16 protein-coding genes are annotated in these 14,648 nt (G+C 66.2%); 7 read left to right on the forward strand and 9 right to left on the reverse strand.

The annotated features are described in order from the left end of the window. Positions 1-63: 63 nt before the first annotated feature. Complete coding sequence (gene ctrA / locus ABIC32_RS06415; protein WP_017505852.1) at positions 64-765, reverse strand: response regulator transcription factor CtrA; 702 nt, start codon at positions 763-765, stop codon at positions 64-66. A 379-nt stretch (positions 766-1,144) separates the two neighbouring features. On the opposite strand from ctrA, the gene ABIC32_RS06420 reads away from it, so the two are divergent. From ABIC32_RS06420 to ABIC32_RS06430, 3 genes are all read left to right on the forward strand, one after another. Further along, complete coding sequence (locus tag ABIC32_RS06420; protein ID WP_271042661.1) at positions 1,145-1,501, forward strand: chromosomal replication initiator DnaA; 357 nt, start codon at positions 1,145-1,147, stop codon at positions 1,499-1,501. Continuing rightward, positions 1,498-2,208: a DUF6456 domain-containing protein gene (locus ABIC32_RS06425; protein ID WP_354073242.1), complete on the forward strand. Its 711-nt coding sequence runs from the start codon at positions 1,498-1,500 to the stop codon at positions 2,206-2,208. Before ABIC32_RS06420 ends, ABIC32_RS06425 begins: the two co-directional genes overlap by 4 nt. A 150-nt stretch (positions 2,209-2,358) precedes the next feature. Continuing rightward, entirely contained in the window at positions 2,359-3,036 is a 678-nt protein-coding gene (locus tag ABIC32_RS06430) for a DUF6624 domain-containing protein (protein ID WP_295172848.1), read from the forward strand. A gap of 550 nt (positions 3,037-3,586) precedes the next feature. Here the strand turns inward: ABIC32_RS06430 and ABIC32_RS06435 are convergent. Together ABIC32_RS06435 and ABIC32_RS06440 are read right to left on the reverse strand one after the other, a co-directional pair. Then, complete coding sequence (locus ABIC32_RS06435; protein WP_354073244.1) at positions 3,587-4,255, reverse strand: hypothetical protein; 669 nt, start codon at positions 4,253-4,255, stop codon at positions 3,587-3,589. A 61-nt stretch (positions 4,256-4,316) separates the two neighbouring features. After that, on the reverse strand, positions 4,317-4,754 hold the full coding sequence (locus ABIC32_RS06440; protein WP_055754061.1) for a SufE family protein: 438 nt from the start codon (positions 4,752-4,754) through the stop codon (positions 4,317-4,319). A 164-nt stretch (positions 4,755-4,918) separates the two neighbouring features. On the opposite strand from ABIC32_RS06440, the gene ABIC32_RS06445 reads away from it, so the two are divergent. Further along, positions 4,919-6,622: a sensor histidine kinase gene (locus ABIC32_RS06445; RefSeq protein WP_354073247.1), complete on the forward strand. Its 1,704-nt coding sequence runs from the start codon at positions 4,919-4,921 to the stop codon at positions 6,620-6,622. Positions 6,623-6,641: 19 nt separating this feature from the next. Here the strand turns inward: ABIC32_RS06445 and ABIC32_RS06450 are convergent, their stop codons facing one another. Together ABIC32_RS06450 and ABIC32_RS06455 are read right to left on the reverse strand one after the other, a co-directional pair. Then, positions 6,642-7,118: a hypothetical protein gene (locus ABIC32_RS06450; RefSeq protein WP_354073249.1), complete on the reverse strand. Its 477-nt coding sequence runs from the start codon at positions 7,116-7,118 to the stop codon at positions 6,642-6,644. 123 nt (positions 7,119-7,241) lie between these two features. Beyond that, complete coding sequence (locus ABIC32_RS06455; protein ID WP_354073251.1) at positions 7,242-8,102, reverse strand: hypothetical protein; 861 nt, start codon at positions 8,100-8,102, stop codon at positions 7,242-7,244. Positions 8,103-8,157: 55 nt separating this feature from the next. Here ABIC32_RS06455 and ABIC32_RS06460 point away from each other — a divergent pair, with 55 nt between their 5' ends. Beyond that, a complete protein-coding gene (locus tag ABIC32_RS06460; RefSeq protein ID WP_354073253.1) occupies positions 8,158-8,487 on the forward strand; it encodes a DUF1491 family protein in 330 nt (109 codons plus the stop codon). A 32-nt stretch (positions 8,488-8,519) separates the two neighbouring features. Here the strand turns inward: ABIC32_RS06460 and ABIC32_RS06465 are convergent, their stop codons facing one another. From ABIC32_RS06465 to ABIC32_RS06475, 3 genes are read right to left on the reverse strand one after another with little or no spacing between them, the layout of a single operon-like run. Continuing rightward, on the reverse strand, positions 8,520-9,509 hold the full coding sequence (locus tag ABIC32_RS06465) for an SRPBCC family protein (protein WP_354073255.1): 990 nt from the start codon (positions 9,507-9,509) through the stop codon (positions 8,520-8,522). Between the two features lie 52 nt (positions 9,510-9,561). Further along, positions 9,562-10,131 (reverse strand): GbsR/MarR family transcriptional regulator, encoded by a 570-nt coding sequence (locus tag ABIC32_RS06470; RefSeq protein ID WP_295225813.1) that lies wholly within the window; start codon positions 10,129-10,131, stop codon positions 9,562-9,564. A gap of 52 nt (positions 10,132-10,183) precedes the next feature. Next, a complete protein-coding gene (locus tag ABIC32_RS06475) occupies positions 10,184-10,588 on the reverse strand; it encodes a winged helix-turn-helix transcriptional regulator (protein WP_295167390.1) in 405 nt (134 codons plus the stop codon). A gap of 109 nt (positions 10,589-10,697) precedes the next feature. Here ABIC32_RS06475 and ABIC32_RS06480 point away from each other — a divergent pair, with 109 nt between their 5' ends. After that, positions 10,698-11,450, forward strand: a complete 753-nt coding sequence (locus ABIC32_RS06480; protein WP_354073258.1) for an SDR family oxidoreductase — start codon at positions 10,698-10,700, stop codon at positions 11,448-11,450. 59 nt (positions 11,451-11,509) lie between these two features. On the opposite strand, the gene lepA is transcribed toward ABIC32_RS06480, so the two are convergent. Then, positions 11,510-13,318 (reverse strand): translation elongation factor 4, encoded by a 1,809-nt coding sequence (lepA, locus tag ABIC32_RS06485; protein WP_306002189.1) that lies wholly within the window; start codon positions 13,316-13,318, stop codon positions 11,510-11,512. A gap of 169 nt (positions 13,319-13,487) precedes the next feature. Between lepA and ABIC32_RS06490 the strand changes: the two genes are divergently transcribed. After that, the gene (locus ABIC32_RS06490) at positions 13,488-14,639 is read left to right on the forward strand and encodes an efflux RND transporter periplasmic adaptor subunit (RefSeq protein WP_354073261.1); all 1,152 of its coding nucleotides are present in this window, start codon (positions 13,488-13,490) and stop codon (positions 14,637-14,639) included. Positions 14,640-14,648: the final 9 nt, after the last annotated feature.

Raw genomic sequence — 14,648 nt, forward strand, 5'->3', positions numbered from 1 at the left:
GCTCCCAACGCAAAACGCCCGCCGTCACCGGCGGGCGTTTCGAAATCGCGGATCGAAGGTCGATCAGGCGGCGACGGTGACGACGCCCTCGGCCGGGTCGCGCAGGACATAGCCGCGTCCCCAGACGGTTTCGATATAGTGTTTGCCGTCGGCTGCGGTGGCCAGCTTCTTGCGCAGCTTGCAGATGAAGACGTCGATGATCTTCAGCTCGGGTTCGTCCATGCCGCCGTACAGGTGGTTCAGGAACATTTCCTTGGTCAGGGTCGTACCCTTGCGTAGCGAGAGCAGCTCCAGCATCTGGTATTCCTTGCCCGTCAGGTGGACACGGTGACCGTTCACCTCGACCGTCTTGGCGTCCAGGTTCACGGCGATCTCGCCGGTGTGGATGATCGCCTGGGCGTGACCCTTGGAGCGGCGGACCACGGCGTGGGTGCGCGCGATCAGTTCGTCCTTGTGGAAGGGCTTGGTCATGTAGTCGTCGGCGCCGCCGCCGAAGGTCTTGACCTTGGTTTCGATCTCGTGGCTGCCCGACAGGATCATGACCGGGGTGTTGACCTTGCCGACGCGCAGCTGGCGCAGGACTTCCAGGCCGCTCATGTCCGGCAGGTTCAGATCAAGAAGAATGAGGTCGTAGTCATAGATCTTGCCCAGATCGATGCCTTCCTCGCCCAGGTCCGTCGTATAGACGTTGAAGCCTTCCGACTTCAGCATCAGTTCGATGCTTTGGGCGGTTGCGTGATCGTCTTCAATCAACAGGACGCGCATACGTGCCCCTCCAGGCAAAAGCTTTGCGGTAACCACCCTGACACACGGCCGGGTAACCTTGTTCGCAAGTTAAGACGTGAAAACCTTAAGAAGGGTTAACGCCATCCAATTGAGGCGAATCTAGGCTGATTTGCGAATCGGCGTCGAGAGGCTGGAGTCAACGATTCGAAATTTATTAACCATGTTGGACCCGCGCCCCGTGTTTCGGCCGACATACCGCCCGTCCTCTCACCTCCCTCACGCACGACGTGCTGCCCGCAACCTCAAGGCGGTTAAGCCGCCACGACCGATTTTGGCGCACAGTAGGATGATATTCCTATCGCGACGTCGCAGCCGCCTATGATGCCGGCGTCGAGAGTTCGTGAGAGGGAGACGTTTCGTGCTGGAGGACTACAGGGTGCCGGTCACCGAGGAGGATCAAGTCAAGGCCGGGCTGGCCATTCATCTGATCGCGGCGCGCACCGGCGCCCATCCGTCGCAGATGACCGGTCGGGGCCGGATGAACCCGCGCGCGGCCCGCCCGCGCTGGCTGGCCATGTACCTGTCGCACGTCGCCTATGGCTGGACGATGGAGCGGGTCGGCCACGTCTTCGGCGTCAATCGCGCCAGCGTCGGCGCCGCCTGCCGCTGGGTCGAGGACGAGCGCGAACAGCGCAGCATCGACGATCTAATGAACGACCTCGAAGGCTGCATTCAGGGTCTGTATCAGTCGCCCCGCCTGGAGCTGCCGCAATGAGCCGGCTTCTGGAACGCGCGCGCGATCTGATGGCCAAGCCCGGCGCGTGGCTGTCGGCCGAGGGCGGCGCCTATGCCCTGCGCCTGTCGCCGGATCGCCGCAGCCGCATCAGCCTGACCCTGACCGAGACCGAGTTTCGCGCCCTGATCGACCAGCCCGGCCTGCGCGTGCGGCCCGGCGGCGGCTGGTCGGGACGCGCCCAGCCGGACCCGACGCCGTCCCCCGCCCCCGGCCGTCCCGGCTTCGTGGCGGGCGAGCGCGACCTGATGCAGCCGGACGGCCGCATGGTCCGCGCGCGGGCCAATCTGGGCGAAAGCCCGATCGCCTGGCTGGCGCGGCGCAAGGATGCGTCCGGCCGCCCCTGGCTGACCCCGGCCGAGGCCGCCGCCGGCGAACGGCTGCGGCGCGAGGCGGAACAGGCGACGAAGGGCGCGTCGGTCACCATGCGTTGGGACGCCCTGCCGACCTCAGGCTCGGGAACCGCCGCGCGGATGGAGCCGACCGACCGCGCTTTGTCAGCCGCGCGCAGGGTCGAGCTGGCCCTGACCGCCGCCGGCCCGCGCCTTCGCCCCATCCTGACCCGCATCTGCATCCACGGCGACAGCCTGCAACTGGCCGAAACGGGCCTCGGCCTACGCCGCCGCCAGGGCAAGACCGTCCTGAAACAGGCGCTTCAGGCGTTGGCGGATCATTATGGGATCGGGTGAGGTTCGCAGATCGCACTGGATTTTTACTGCGGGGAACGGACGCGGCAAATGTCGGCTTTGGGTGGAAAGCGCACATTGCCAAACGCCGTTTTCCAAGCCTTGACTGCTCATCCTAGGCACCATCTGATGGGTGATCTAGGGGAGGGTGTCATGATCCAAAAGATTGCAGCGCTTACGCTTGTCGTCGCGCAAGCGACGGCACCTGATCCGCTAACTGAAGCGGCCCTGAACACTCTGCGCGCCAGCATCGCGGAAGCAAAAGGCGCTCAGAGCGCATTGCCTCCACCACAGACGGATCAAGAACGCCTGGAGCGCATGGGGGCTATCGACCAGGCCGCTCGACAAGGTCTTTGGAAGGCTATGGCGAACGTGCCGCCGCCCGAACGCGGGCGAGTTCGACGCGCGCTTTGGCCAGAGGTACGGGCGATCGACCTCGAAAACCAAGAGCAGTTATTGACGATGGTTCCAGAGGAGGGGTGGTTCAGAAAAAGTCGCTACGGCGACAACGCAGCCGCGTCGGCGTTTCTCGTTGTGCAGCATGGCGATGAGACGCTGTGGGAGCGCTTTCTGCCTATTCTCGCCGACCTTGTGCCTAGCGGGGAAGTCGCCGGTTCGGAGTACGCCATGATGTATGACCGGCTGCAGATGACGAGGGATCAACCTCAGAGATACGGGACACAGATGACCTGCCCTTACGGCACCGGTCAGTGGACGCTTTGGCGGCTTGAGGATGCGGAGCGCGTCGACGAATTTCGAGCTTCGGTTGGTCTTGGGCCGGTTGCCGAATATGTCGACAGCTTCAAAACGGGCGCTCCTCCGACCTGCTGATCAGCTCGCCGACGAAGGTCCGCTAAGGGTCGGACCACGACATCGGCACTAGGCCGGAAACCGGGCATTCGGCCCAAGGCCCGGAAGCAGACCTTCCGAACCACCGTGTGGGGTGGGAAGCGGACCTCGGCGACCCTTGCCGTGAGCGAACGTTCCAAACATCGGCTAGGGGTGGACAGCGTAAGTTACGCATCATTATCTTCAACGCAGGGTGGAGAGCCAATGGTTGATCTGCAGGAAGGTCGAGGACCTAAACCGAATGGCGTATCGCGGGCCGTGACCTGGGGAGGGCTGGTGTTACTAGCCGCTCGATTGCCAGCGGAGATGCTTGGCGCCGCTCCCATAATACAGGACGCCCTCTTTCTCGTAGGCCTACTCGCTGTCTTCGGCGGCGTCGCTTGGCAGGAGCGATCAGCGCGTAAGGCGAAGCGCTAACGAACGTCAGCAACGGGTCGAAATCCGCAATGGCCATCGCGCCGGCAAGCAGACCTCCGCTTAAATTTCGCGCTGCGCTGACAAGAGCGCCCTCATTGCACCCTGTGTTGTCCGCTCAGATCAGGGCCAAGGGGATCAGGACGGCCAGGAGGTAGGTCAGCGCCCGGATCAGGGCCAGGACGGCGATCACGGCGCCGCGCGCCTTTGACACGTTCAGCCGCCGGGCGAACCAGCGGGACTGCACGACGACGAACCAGGCCGCGCCGACGATCATGATCGCCGCGCCGATCGCATTGGGCAGTTCGGGCCGCTGGAAGATGGTCCCGCCCGCCGAGACGAAGGCGGCGCAGACGGCGGCGAGATAGCATTGCGCATAGAAGGGCGCGCGCAGGGTCTCGCGGGCGATGCGCTTCTTCTCGTGGCGCAGCAGGGTGACGGCGGCGACCAGCGGGATCAGGCTGAAGGCGAGCGAGCGGAACAGGATCAGGTTCTGCTGGGACGCATAGACCATGCGGCTGAGGTCGGTCGCCTCGGGCGGCTGTGGCACATGCAGCGCCATCGACAGCAGATTGGTCAGGACGATGGTGGCCAACAGGAACAGCGGCGGGCTTAGCGCGTCGTCATAGCGACGCTCCTCGCTGTCGCTTTGCTCGCGGTCCGAATAGTCCATCGCCGCCAGCGGCCCGCGCAGGATGCGCCACAGGGTCAGGGGATAGAAGACCAGCCAGCTGACCGCCTCGAAGAGAAACTCCTCGAAACTGCGCAGGATCTTCAGCAGGTCCATTCGCGCCCCCGGTTACGACCCCGCGATCGTGGGTCGCCGGGCCGGCGGTTGCAACCCCCGACTACTGAACCGCCAGCGCCGCCTCGCGGATGCGGCCGACCATGCTGTTCAGGCCGTTGGCGCGCTGGCGCGTCAGGGCCGAGGGCAGGCCCAGCCGATCCAGCGCCGCGCGGGCGTCGAAGGCGACGATCTCCTGCGGCGTGCGGCCGGAATACAGTTTCAGAAGCAGGGCGATATTGCCCTTGGACAGGGCGCTGTCGCTGTCGGCGGCGAACCACAGACGCCCGTCGTCCTGCGTCGTCGCCAGCCAGACCTGGGCCGCACAGCCCGGCACCTTGTTGGCCTCGATGCGGTCGGCCTCGTCCAGCGGGGCCAGCCCCTTGCCCAGTTCGATGACATATTCGATCCGCTGCTCCCAATCGCCCAGCAGGTCAAAATCCTCGGCCAGTTCGGCCAGGGTCTGGTCCAGGGTGTCGGTCGGCGGCGTGCGGTCGGTCATGCGCCGCCAGATAGGCCGCGCGGCCGTTAACGACAACCGGCCGTTTTGTCCCCCGATATTCATGGTGAACGCCGCAATGGGGTTCGCCTCAGGGGGGAGCGGCCTCGCACCGACTCAGCCGCAGCCCTAGTCTGGGCGCAGACGAAACCCATGGCCCGCCCTTCTTGAAACCCGACGCCCACGCCAGATTCGAGGACGACCCGACGCACGACGCGGCGTTAGGCGCCCCGCTGGTCGCCTTGTGGCATGCCATCTGGGCGGTGGCGGTGGCCCTGACGGCGCTGGCGGCCCAGATGATGGACGGGCTGAAGGACGCGCCGCTGGCCGCCCTGCTGCTGATGGCCTTCCCCGGCGTGTTCGGCGTCGTGCTGATGGTGCGCGACAGCGTGGGGCTGAGGCTGGCCGTTATGGGCGGGTGGATTTTGGCCGCCACCGCTTCGGCCGGCCTGACCGGCGGCGTGACCGGCGCCCTGCCCGGCCTGATCCTGACGCCGCTGGCGGCGGGGATCGCCCTGGATCACGGCGTGCATCATGCCCGCGTCGGCGCCGATCGTCTGACCCGGGTGGGCGCCTTTGCGGTGACCCTGCCGCTGCTGGCGGGGCTGACCTCGACCTGGCTGAACGGGGCGGAGGCGCAAGGCCCCTTGCTGGCCGCCGTCTCGGGCCTGCTGGCCATGGGCGCGATCATCGCCGCCATGCGCCTGACCTGGAGCGCGCGCCAGCGTCGCCTGGACGAGGCGGAAGGACAGGCCGCCCGCATCGCCGCCCTGCTGGAGGATCAGCCGGCCCTGACCCTGCTGCTCGATCCGTCGGGCCGCGCGGTCGCCACCTGGGGCACGCCGCCGCCCGCCCTGTCGGTGCTGGCCCTGACCGAGCAGGGCCTGATCTCGGCCGTTCATGCGCCGGATCGCCCGGCCGTGTCCGCGGCCCTGGCCCGCGCCCTGTCGGGCCAGTCGGTCGAGGTCCAGTTCACGCCGCGCATCGCCCTGGACCGCCGGGTCGTCATGATCCTGGGCCCGTTCCAGCACGAGACGGACCGCCCGCGCCTGATCGCCCAGGCGTTCGACGGCACGGCCCAGTTCGCCCGCGAGCTAGGGCTGGAGACCGCCCGCGTCGAGGCCGAGGCCCAGTCGGCCGGCAAGACCCGCTTCCTGGCCAATATGAGCCACGAGCTGCGTACCCCCCTGAACGCCGTGCTCGGCTTTGCGGACATCATGCGCCAGAAGCTGTTCGGCCCCCTGCCCGAACGCTACGCCGGCTATGCCGACGCCATCCATCAGGCGGGCGGCCACCTGCTGGATCTGATCAACGACGTCCTGGACCTGTCCAAGATCGAGGCCGAGCGCTACCAGCTGGCGATGGAGACGTTCGACGCCCGCGACGCCGTGTCCGCCGCCGTCGCCCTGGTCCGGCTGCAGGCCGACGACAAGGGGGTCGAACTGGCCGCCGTCCTGCCGTCCGAGCCGATCACGGTCCGCGCCGACGCCCGCGCCCTGAAGCAGATGGCGCTGAACCTGCTGTCCAATGCGGTCAAGTTCACGCCCGCCGGCGGCTCCGTCACCATCACTTTGGACGCCGACGGGCCGGACCTGGATCTGGCCGTCTCCGACACCGGCGTCGGCATCGCGCCGCAGGACCTGCAACGCCTGGGCCGCCCCTTCGAACAGGCGGGCGGCGCCGACCAGAAGGCGCAAGGCACCGGCCTGGGCCTGTCCCTGGTCCGCAGCCTGACCGAACTGCACGGCGGCCGCATGACCATCGACAGCACCCTGGGCGAAGGCGCGGCGGTGATGATCCGGTTGCCGGTGATGGTGGCGGAGACGAGCGAGACGGCTGTCGACGCGACGCCGGTCACGGTCGAAGCCTAACCGCTCCATCAATCGCGATTTACTCAATCTCAGCGGCTGTTTGACACTGTCGGATAAAGGCGTCCGCCAGCTCTCTTGGCGGAGGCGGATATCGTATCGCTCCACCGCCATCAGCGTAGACCTCGCTCACCTCGAACCATGGCCCGCGTAGCAGCTGATTGAGCTCGGCTTGCGAAGGGTGCAGGACATAGTGCGCCGACTTGCTGAAGCCCCCATATTCCCATATCGGCTCGGCCAACAGCGACACGTCTCGGCTTCGAAGACCGAACATCGGCATCAAACGCGGCGGCCCGCCGACATCGGTGGCGAACTCGTAGGCGCTTCCCCAGACCGTCAGGCTCCTGTCTGCCTTGCATGAAAGCAGAACTTTGACGTCAGGGACTGACGGGTACAGGCTGTCTCTCTCGGCGATCACCAATGTCGGCGTGTTCGCCCATATCGCGGGTGCGCGGTCCCAGACATAGAGGCGGTCGAAGTCGTGTTGGGCGAACACCATCACTGGCGGTCGCGACGGCTCGTCTCCTGAACAGGCTGTGATTAGAGCTGCAACGACGACGACTGACAAGACATTGCGCATAGCCCGAGGGATGCACGTCAGACGAATGCCGACAATCGAAACCTAAACCTGCCCCATCGCCAGGAAGGCCCTACCCGCCGCGAAGTCGCCGGCCTCGAAGGTGGAGCGGGCGATGCTGCCGTCGCGGAACAGGAAATCGACGGTGAAGACCTCGCGCGGGTCCAGGGCCGACAGGGCGTCGGCGGCGGCGGCGGGGAACAGCCAGGCCTGACCGGCCGGACGGCCTTCGGGCAACAGCATCGTATCGGCGCTGGTCACGCCGGCGGCCCAGAAGGCGCGGCGTTGCGCGGCGGGCGGCAGGTCATGCGACAGCCACGGACGCGGCGCCACCGTGTGGTCGCGCATCACCACCCGCACCCCGGTCGGCCGCGAGCGGCCCTGCCAGGACACCACGGCGGCCAGTTGATCGGGCCGGTCCATGCCGCCCACCACGCCGAACCGCACGGGCGAGGCGCCGGTCACGGTCGCCTGCATCAACCGCCAGGTCGGGCGCGCATAGGCGGCGCGGTCCGCGCTCCACTTTCGGCGATCGCCGGGAAACTCCATCCGCGTCGTGCGCGACCAGCCGGAAAAGGCTGTCTGGACCCGGCCCTGAACCGTCTTCAGATCGGTCGAGCCGCACGGCGTCGTGTTCGCCCGCGCACGCGCCCGCTGGGCCGTCTCGGCCAGCTGCCGGTCGCTGGATCCCGCGCGCAGGGCCGCGCCGCGCGCCTGCCAGGCGGCGGCCGTCAGGGCGGCGGTCAGCTGCGGTTCGAACAGGCCGCAGCGGTCGTTGGCGGCCAGCACGAAGCTGCGCTCATAGAAGCGGTCCTGCGGCGCGGCGAAGGCGGCGACGGGCGTCGCGGCGATCAGCACGGCCGACAGGAAACCTCTGGCTTGCCGGGGGGAAAGGCCTATCCTCATGCCCCGACCCTAGCGCGCCAGGGTTGGGGTTCCGTGTTCGAGCAGGGTTAGCGAATTGCTTCTTTCCAGCGACCTGTGGGTCAGCGCCCTGATCCGCCGCGCCCAGATCGAGGGCGCCTATGCCACCGTGGTCAAAAAGGGCGACGCCCGCGCCGGCTCGGTCATCGTCAAGGCTTACGACACCTCCACCCGCACCGCCCGACTGTTCACCGAAGCCTTCGGCGCCGACGGCGACCGCTTGTGGATCCAGCCCGTCACCTCCGACAGCGAAAGCGAACTGGACGCCTATATCGCCCGCCAGCGCGGGTATGACCCGGACCTGTGGGTGGTCGAGATCGAGGACCGTCAGGGCCGGCATTTCATCACGGAGACGGTGCAGGGGTAAGGTGGCTCAAGAGACCGCCACGCCGTCTCGCTCTAACCTAGGGCCACATCGCGCTCCGCCCTTGCCTTGATGATGCTGAGCACATTGTCATGGATGTCGCCCATCATCAGTTCGCCCCAAATTCTCGCGTACGGATTCACGTGCGTTTTGGCGACATAGCGAGTCGTGAGGGTCAACTCGGTCTGATGGGGCGAAATGCGGCGCAGCACATAGTCTCCGGATTTGATCGTCAGAAACTCACCGTCCGGCGAGATGTGCTTGTCGGTGTAGTCCTGAACCGAACTATTGGTGAAGTTGAAATCCCAGCCCAGTTTACGGCCCGGCGCCCAGGCGACGATCCGCTCCTCGAAGTTGACGTGGTCGCCCCAATAGGCCGTTCTGACCGCTCCCACGCCGGAGCCGACAACGCGGGACTCCGTCGGGCGTGGAATGCCGATCAAGTCGTGGCTGATGGTCCAGCGTCCCTCGTCTGCTCGAATGTCATGGCTGGCGACGGCGTAGGGCCAGATGTCCTCAGGCGCGGCGCGCACGATAACCGTGCGGCTGACGGCGACAGCCTCATGGGGCGTCGGAAGCTGCGCCTCCACCATAGCCGCCGCCAAGGGAATGATCAGAAAGCTGGATTGCAGCGTCTTGCTCTTACGATGGCGTTGAGAACGCATGATGAAGGCCCCCGCCCAGCCGCTGACGAGCCAGACGGGCGACAGCATGACGATGCAGATGACGCCTTCTTGCAGGACGAAATAGGAAGCCAGGCAGACTAAGACCCCCAGCAGACAGGGGACCAGCCAGTAGAAGCTGGTCGTTCGGGTTCGATCCGGATCGCCGATGTAGCAGATCAAGGCGCACAGGACGGCCGGAAGCAGCGCCAGAAACCAGATGCTGGCGAACCAGATCGAGCCTGATTTCGATGCGGACAGCAGCAGAAAGGCGCTCAGCGCGATCGCCAGCGCAAGGCCGAAGCCAGACAGAAGGCGTTTATGCAGCCTATGCTTCTGCGTCGTCACGTTGTCGTCGACCACGACCAGCTCCGTCTTTTGTTTCTGTAAAAAGAGAAATCACAGGCCAAATGAGTCAAGATCCGCGATCTTTCGGCCCAACAAACTTGAGAAGGCTCACGACTTTCGACCCCATGCGGATCAGTCGCATCAGTGTTTCGGGGGGGACGCCGAGCATCTGTTGATACCAGCCGTCGACCGTGTTGACGAACCCCTGGAGCCGTTCCAAACGCGCACGCACCTCCGGACTTATACCTGCCCCCTGGCCATCGACGCTCGCCACGGCGTCGTTGATCGCCGCGACCATCGGGTCGATCTCACGGGCCTTGCGACCCTGCGCCACCTTGGTGGCCATCTGCCAAAGGTCAGTTTCAGCCTCGTAATGATCACGGCGGTCACCCAAGACCGGAACACGGTGGATGAGCTTCCACGTCAGAAGTTCTTTGAGGCTATTGGACACATTCGACCGCGCCAAGCCCAAGGTCGTGGCGATGTCTTCGGCAGTGAGAGGCTTCTCGCTAAGATACAGAAGCGCCTGGATCTGAGCCACGGAACGGTTCACCCCCCACTGACCGCCAAGGTCGCCCCAGCGCAACACGATCTGCTCAACGGCAAGCGGCAACGACCGGTCATTCGTTTCTGTCATGACAGAAATAAACGACGAACGGCGTTTTGAGTCAACTGTCGAATCCCTTGCCCTATCCCTTTCGCCCGTCAAAGTCCGCGCGCGCCGCCTCGATGCGGTCGATGTTTTTCTCGGCCCACATCCAGACGCCGCAGAAGGCTTCGGCCAGGGTGAAGCCCAGGTCGGTCAGGCGGTATTCGACCTTGGGCGGGATGACGGGGTGGACGGTGCGGATCACCAGGCCGTCGCGCTCCATCTGGCGCAGGGTCTGGGTCAGCATCTTCTGGCTGATGCCCCCGACCAGTTCGCCGACGCGGGTGAAACGGGTCTCGCCGTGCTCGGCCAGAACCTCCAGGATCAGCATAGTCCATTTGTCGGCGACGCGGCCGATCACGTCATTGACCAAGGCCTCCACGCGCGGATCGGCGACCTCGCCGGTCTCGGGATGAGCAATTCTTGCGGGCGGAAGCGCGGTCATAGCCATTTCTTTCCGGTGGGTAAGTAGGGCAGTTTCAAGTGCCTACTTTCGATTGGAGAGTGACCGTCATACCTCGCTTTCATCGCTGACGCATCCCGAGGAGACGATCATGAACATCAACGGCAACACCATTCTGATTACCGGCGGCGGCACAGGCATCGGCCGCGCCCTCGCCGAGGCGCTGCACGCGCGCGGCAATCAGGTCGTCATCACTGGCCGTCGCGAAAGCGTGCTGAAAGAGACGGCGGACGCCAATCCCGGCATGGCGTGGGCGACGCTGGACATGGAGGACGCGGCCGCCGTCGCCGCCTTCGGCGCCCAGGTCGTCAAGGACCACCCCGCCCTGAACGTGGTCATTCTGAACGCCGGCATCATGAAGACAGAGGACCTGAAGGCCCAGCCGGTCGACCTTGCCGTCGTGGAAGCGACCATCGCCACCAATCTGCTGGGGCCGATACGCCTGACGGCCGCCCTGTTGCCGCATCTGACGGCCCAGCCGAAGGCGACGGTGATGACGGTGACCTCGGGCCTCGCCTTCGTCCCGCTGACGGCGACGCCGACCTACAATGCGACCAAGGCGGCGATGCATTCGTGGAGCCAGTCCCTGCGGCATCAACTGACGGACACCGGGGTCGAGGTGCTGGAACTGGCCCCGCCCGGCGTGGCCACCGACCTGATGCCGGGCCATGCGGAAAACCCCGCCTCCATGCCGCTGGCCGACTATACGGCCGAGGTGATCGGTCTGATCGAACGCGGCGAGACCCCGCGCGACGAAATCCTGGTCGAACGGGTCAAGCCGCTGCGGTTCGCGGAAGCGAACGGCTACGACGCGGTGTTCGAGCAGTTGAACGGCGCGCACTGAGGCGGCGTAAACGGCTATCCCTCCCCCGTGCCGGGGAGGGATAGGTCGTCGCTAGCCGATCAATCCTCGTCCATCTTCAGGGCGGCGATGAAGGCTTCCTGCGGGATTTCGACCTTGCCGAACTGGCGCATGCGCTTCTTGCCGGCCTTCTGCTTTTCCAGCAGCTTCTTCTTGCGGGTGGCGTCGCCGCCGTAGCATTTCGAGGTCACGTCCTTGCGCAGGGCGCGGACGGTCTCGCGGGCGATGATCTTGCCGCCGATGGCCGCCTGGATCGGGATCTGGAACAGGTGGGGCGGGATCAGTTCCTTCATCTTCTCGACCATGCCCCGGCCGCGCGTCTCGGCGCGGGCGCGGTGGACCAGCATGGACAGGGCGTCGACCGGCTCGGCGTTGACCAGGATGGACATCTTCACCAGGTCGCCGACCTTGTATTCGGTGATCTCGTAGTCGAACGAGGCGTAACCCTTCGAGATCGACTTCAGCCGGTCGTAGAAGTCGAACACCACCTCGTTCAGCGGCAGCTCATAGACCACCATGGCGCGGTTGCCGACGTAGGACAGTTCGATCTGCTGGCCGCGACGGTCCTGGCACAGCTTGATGACGCCGCCGAGGTATTCGTCCGGCGTCAGGATAGTGGCCTTGATCCAGGGCTCGGCGATGGTCTCGATCTGCATCACGTCGGGCAGGTCGGCCGGGTTGTGCAGGTCCATTTCGGAGCCGTCGCGCAGGCCGATCTTGTAGACGACGGACGGCGCCGTGGCGATCAGGTCGAGGTTGAACTCGCGGCTCAGGCGCTCCTGGATGATCTCCAGGTGCAGCAAACCCAAAAAGCCGCAGCGGAAGCCGAAGCCCAGCGCCGCCGAGCTTTCCATCTCATAGGTGAAGGAGGCGTCGTTCAGGCGCAGCTTGCCGATCGCGGCGCGCAGGTCCTCGAAGTCGGCGGCGTCCACCGGGAACAGGCCGCAGAAGACCACCGACTGGACTTCCTTGAACCCCTTCAGCGGCTCGGCGGTCGGCTTCTTCTCGTCGGTGATGGTGTCGCCGACGGCGGCGTGGGCGACTTCCTTGATCTGGGCGGTGATGAAGCCGACCTCGCCGGGGCCGAGCTGATCGACCGGCGTGTTCTTGGGCAGGAAGACGCCGACCCGGTCGATCAGGTGGGTCGAGCCGTTGCGCATCATCTTGACCCGCATGCCGGTCTTCAGCACGCCGTCGAAGACCCGCACCAGGACAACGACGCCGAGGTAAGGATCGTACCAGGCGTCGACCAGCATGGCCTTCAGCGGCGCATTCACATCGCCCTTGGGCGCCGGAAGCTTGGTGACGATGGCCTCCAGCACCTCCTCGATGCCGATGCCGGACTTGGCGCTGGCCAGGACCGCTTCGGAGGCGTCGATGCCGATCACGTCCTCGATCTGGGCGCGCACGCGGTCCGGCTCGGCGGCCGGCAGATCGACCTTGTTCAGGACCGGCACGATCTCGTGGTTGTTGTCGATGGCCTGATAGACATTGGCCAGGGTCTGGGCCTCGACCCCTTGCGAGGCGTCCACGACCAGCAGCGAGCCTTCGCAGGCGGCCAGGGAGCGGCTGACCTCATAGGCGAAGTCCACGTGGCCCGGCGTGTCCATCAGGTTCAGGACATACTCCTCGCCGTCCCTGGCCTTGTAGGTCAGGCGCACGGTCTGGGCCTTGATGGTGATGCCCCGTTCCTTCTCGATTTCCATATTGTCGAGCACCTGCTCGGACATCTCGCGCGCGGTCAGGCCGCCGGTGTGCTGGATCAGGCGGTCGGACAGGGTCGACTTGCCGTGGTCGATGTGGGCGACCACGCTGAAGTTGCGAATGTTCGAGATCGGGGGAGTCGTCATCCGCGCGCCCCTATCACGCGCGGGCGCCGGGGACCAGACGCGGCACGATCCGCCGCCAGCACGGCCGCGTATTACAGCTTGGCAATGATGGCGTTTGTCTTTGAGCGCGGCCCTTGGACCCTATAAGGGAAACAGCCATCGCCTGATCGCTCTTCAAGGACGTTTTTCCGTGCTCCAGACGACCCGACCCACACTTCTGGCCGGTGCGGCCGTTCTGGCCGTCCTGCTGCTGGCCGGCTGCGGCGGCGGAGACGACAAGAAGGCCGACGGCAAGGAGGCGGCCGGCGCGCGCCAGACCGTGACCGCCGCAACCGTGACCCAGATCAACCTGGCCCGCACCGTCAACGCCTCTGGCTCCGTCTCCGCCTGGGAAGAGGTGCCGGTGGCGGCCGAGACCGGCGGCCTGACCGCCGTCGCCGTCTATGTGGATGAAGGCTCCTACGTGCGTCAGGGCCAGCCGCTGGTGCAGATGAACGACGTCCTGCTGCGCGCCCAGCTGCGCCAGCAGCAGGCCCAGGTGCAACTGGCCGAGGCCAATGTGGCGCGCGACAACGCGGCGCTTGATCGCGCGCAGCAGCTGAAGGAACGCGGCTTCCTCAGTCAGGCGTCGCTGGATACGGCCCTGGCGAACCAGCGCAGCTCGAACGCCAATCTGGCCGCCGCCCGCGCGGCCCTGAGCCAGACCCAGACCCAGTTGTCACAGGCGACCATCCGCGCGCCCGTCAGCGGCCTGATCATCAGCCGCAGCGTCACCAAGGGCCAGATCATCGCCGCCGGGACCGAGCTGTTCCGCATGGTGCGCGACGGCCGGCTGGAACTGGACGCCCAGGTGCCGGAAACCGAACTGTCCCTGGTCCGCGCCGGTCAGTCCGCGGTCGTGACCTCCAGCGAGGCAGGCCAGACCACCGGCTCGGTCCGCATCGTCACGCCCGAGGTCAATGCGCAGACCCGCCTGGGCCTGGCCCGCATCTCCCTGGCGCCCGGCGCCCAGCTGCGGCCCGGCATGTTCGCCCGCGCCGAGATCGCCGTCGGCGATCAGCCCGCCCTGGTCGTGCCGTCCTCGGCGGTCGTCTATCGCGAGGCCAAGGCCGGCGTCTATGTCGTGGGTCAGGGCGATGTCGTCCGCTTCGTCCCGGTCACGACCGGCGTTCGCAGCGGCGACCGCGTCGCGGTCACGGGCGTCCAGGCCGGTCAGCGCGTCGTGGTTCAGGGCGCAGGCTTCCTGGGCGAAGGCGACCATGTGACGGTGGCCCCGGCGACCGCGGCGCCCCAGCCAGCGACGCCCGCCGCCCCTGCCCCCGCCGCTGCAGCCGCGCGCTAGGATCGGACC

This window comes from Brevundimonas sp. 1080 (assembly GCF_040545985.1).
Classification (GTDB): domain Bacteria; phylum Pseudomonadota; class Alphaproteobacteria; order Caulobacterales; family Caulobacteraceae; genus Brevundimonas.

Excerpts from the sequence above, each read along its gene's own strand:
- ABIC32_RS06425 (WP_354073242.1), top strand. The coding sequence starts at position 1,498 with ATGAGCCGGCTTCTGGAACGCGCGCGCGATCTGATGGCCAAGCCCGGC.
- ABIC32_RS06440 (WP_055754061.1), bottom strand. The coding sequence starts at position 4,754 with ATGACCGACCGCACGCCGCCGACCGACACCCTGGACCAGACCCTGGCC.
- ABIC32_RS06475 (WP_295167390.1), bottom strand. The coding sequence starts at position 10,588 with ATGACCGCGCTTCCGCCCGCAAGAATTGCTCATCCCGAGACCGGCGAG.
- ABIC32_RS06470 (WP_295225813.1), bottom strand. The coding sequence starts at position 10,131 with ATGACAGAAACGAATGACCGGTCGTTGCCGCTTGCCGTTGAGCAGATC.
- ABIC32_RS06480 (WP_354073258.1), top strand. The coding sequence starts at position 10,698 with ATGAACATCAACGGCAACACCATTCTGATTACCGGCGGCGGCACAGGC.
- ABIC32_RS06435 (WP_354073244.1), bottom strand. The coding sequence starts at position 4,255 with ATGGACCTGCTGAAGATCCTGCGCAGTTTCGAGGAGTTTCTCTTCGAG.
- lepA (WP_306002189.1), bottom strand. The coding sequence starts at position 13,318 with ATGACGACTCCCCCGATCTCGAACATTCGCAACTTCAGCGTGGTCGCC.
- ABIC32_RS06450 (WP_354073249.1), bottom strand. The coding sequence starts at position 7,118 with ATGGTGTTCGCCCAACACGACTTCGACCGCCTCTATGTCTGGGACCGC.
- ctrA (WP_017505852.1), bottom strand. The coding sequence starts at position 765 with ATGCGCGTCCTGTTGATTGAAGACGATCACGCAACCGCCCAAAGCATC.
- ABIC32_RS06455 (WP_354073251.1), bottom strand. The coding sequence starts at position 8,102 with ATGAGGATAGGCCTTTCCCCCCGGCAAGCCAGAGGTTTCCTGTCGGCC.
- ABIC32_RS06430 (WP_295172848.1), top strand. The coding sequence starts at position 2,359 with ATGATCCAAAAGATTGCAGCGCTTACGCTTGTCGTCGCGCAAGCGACG.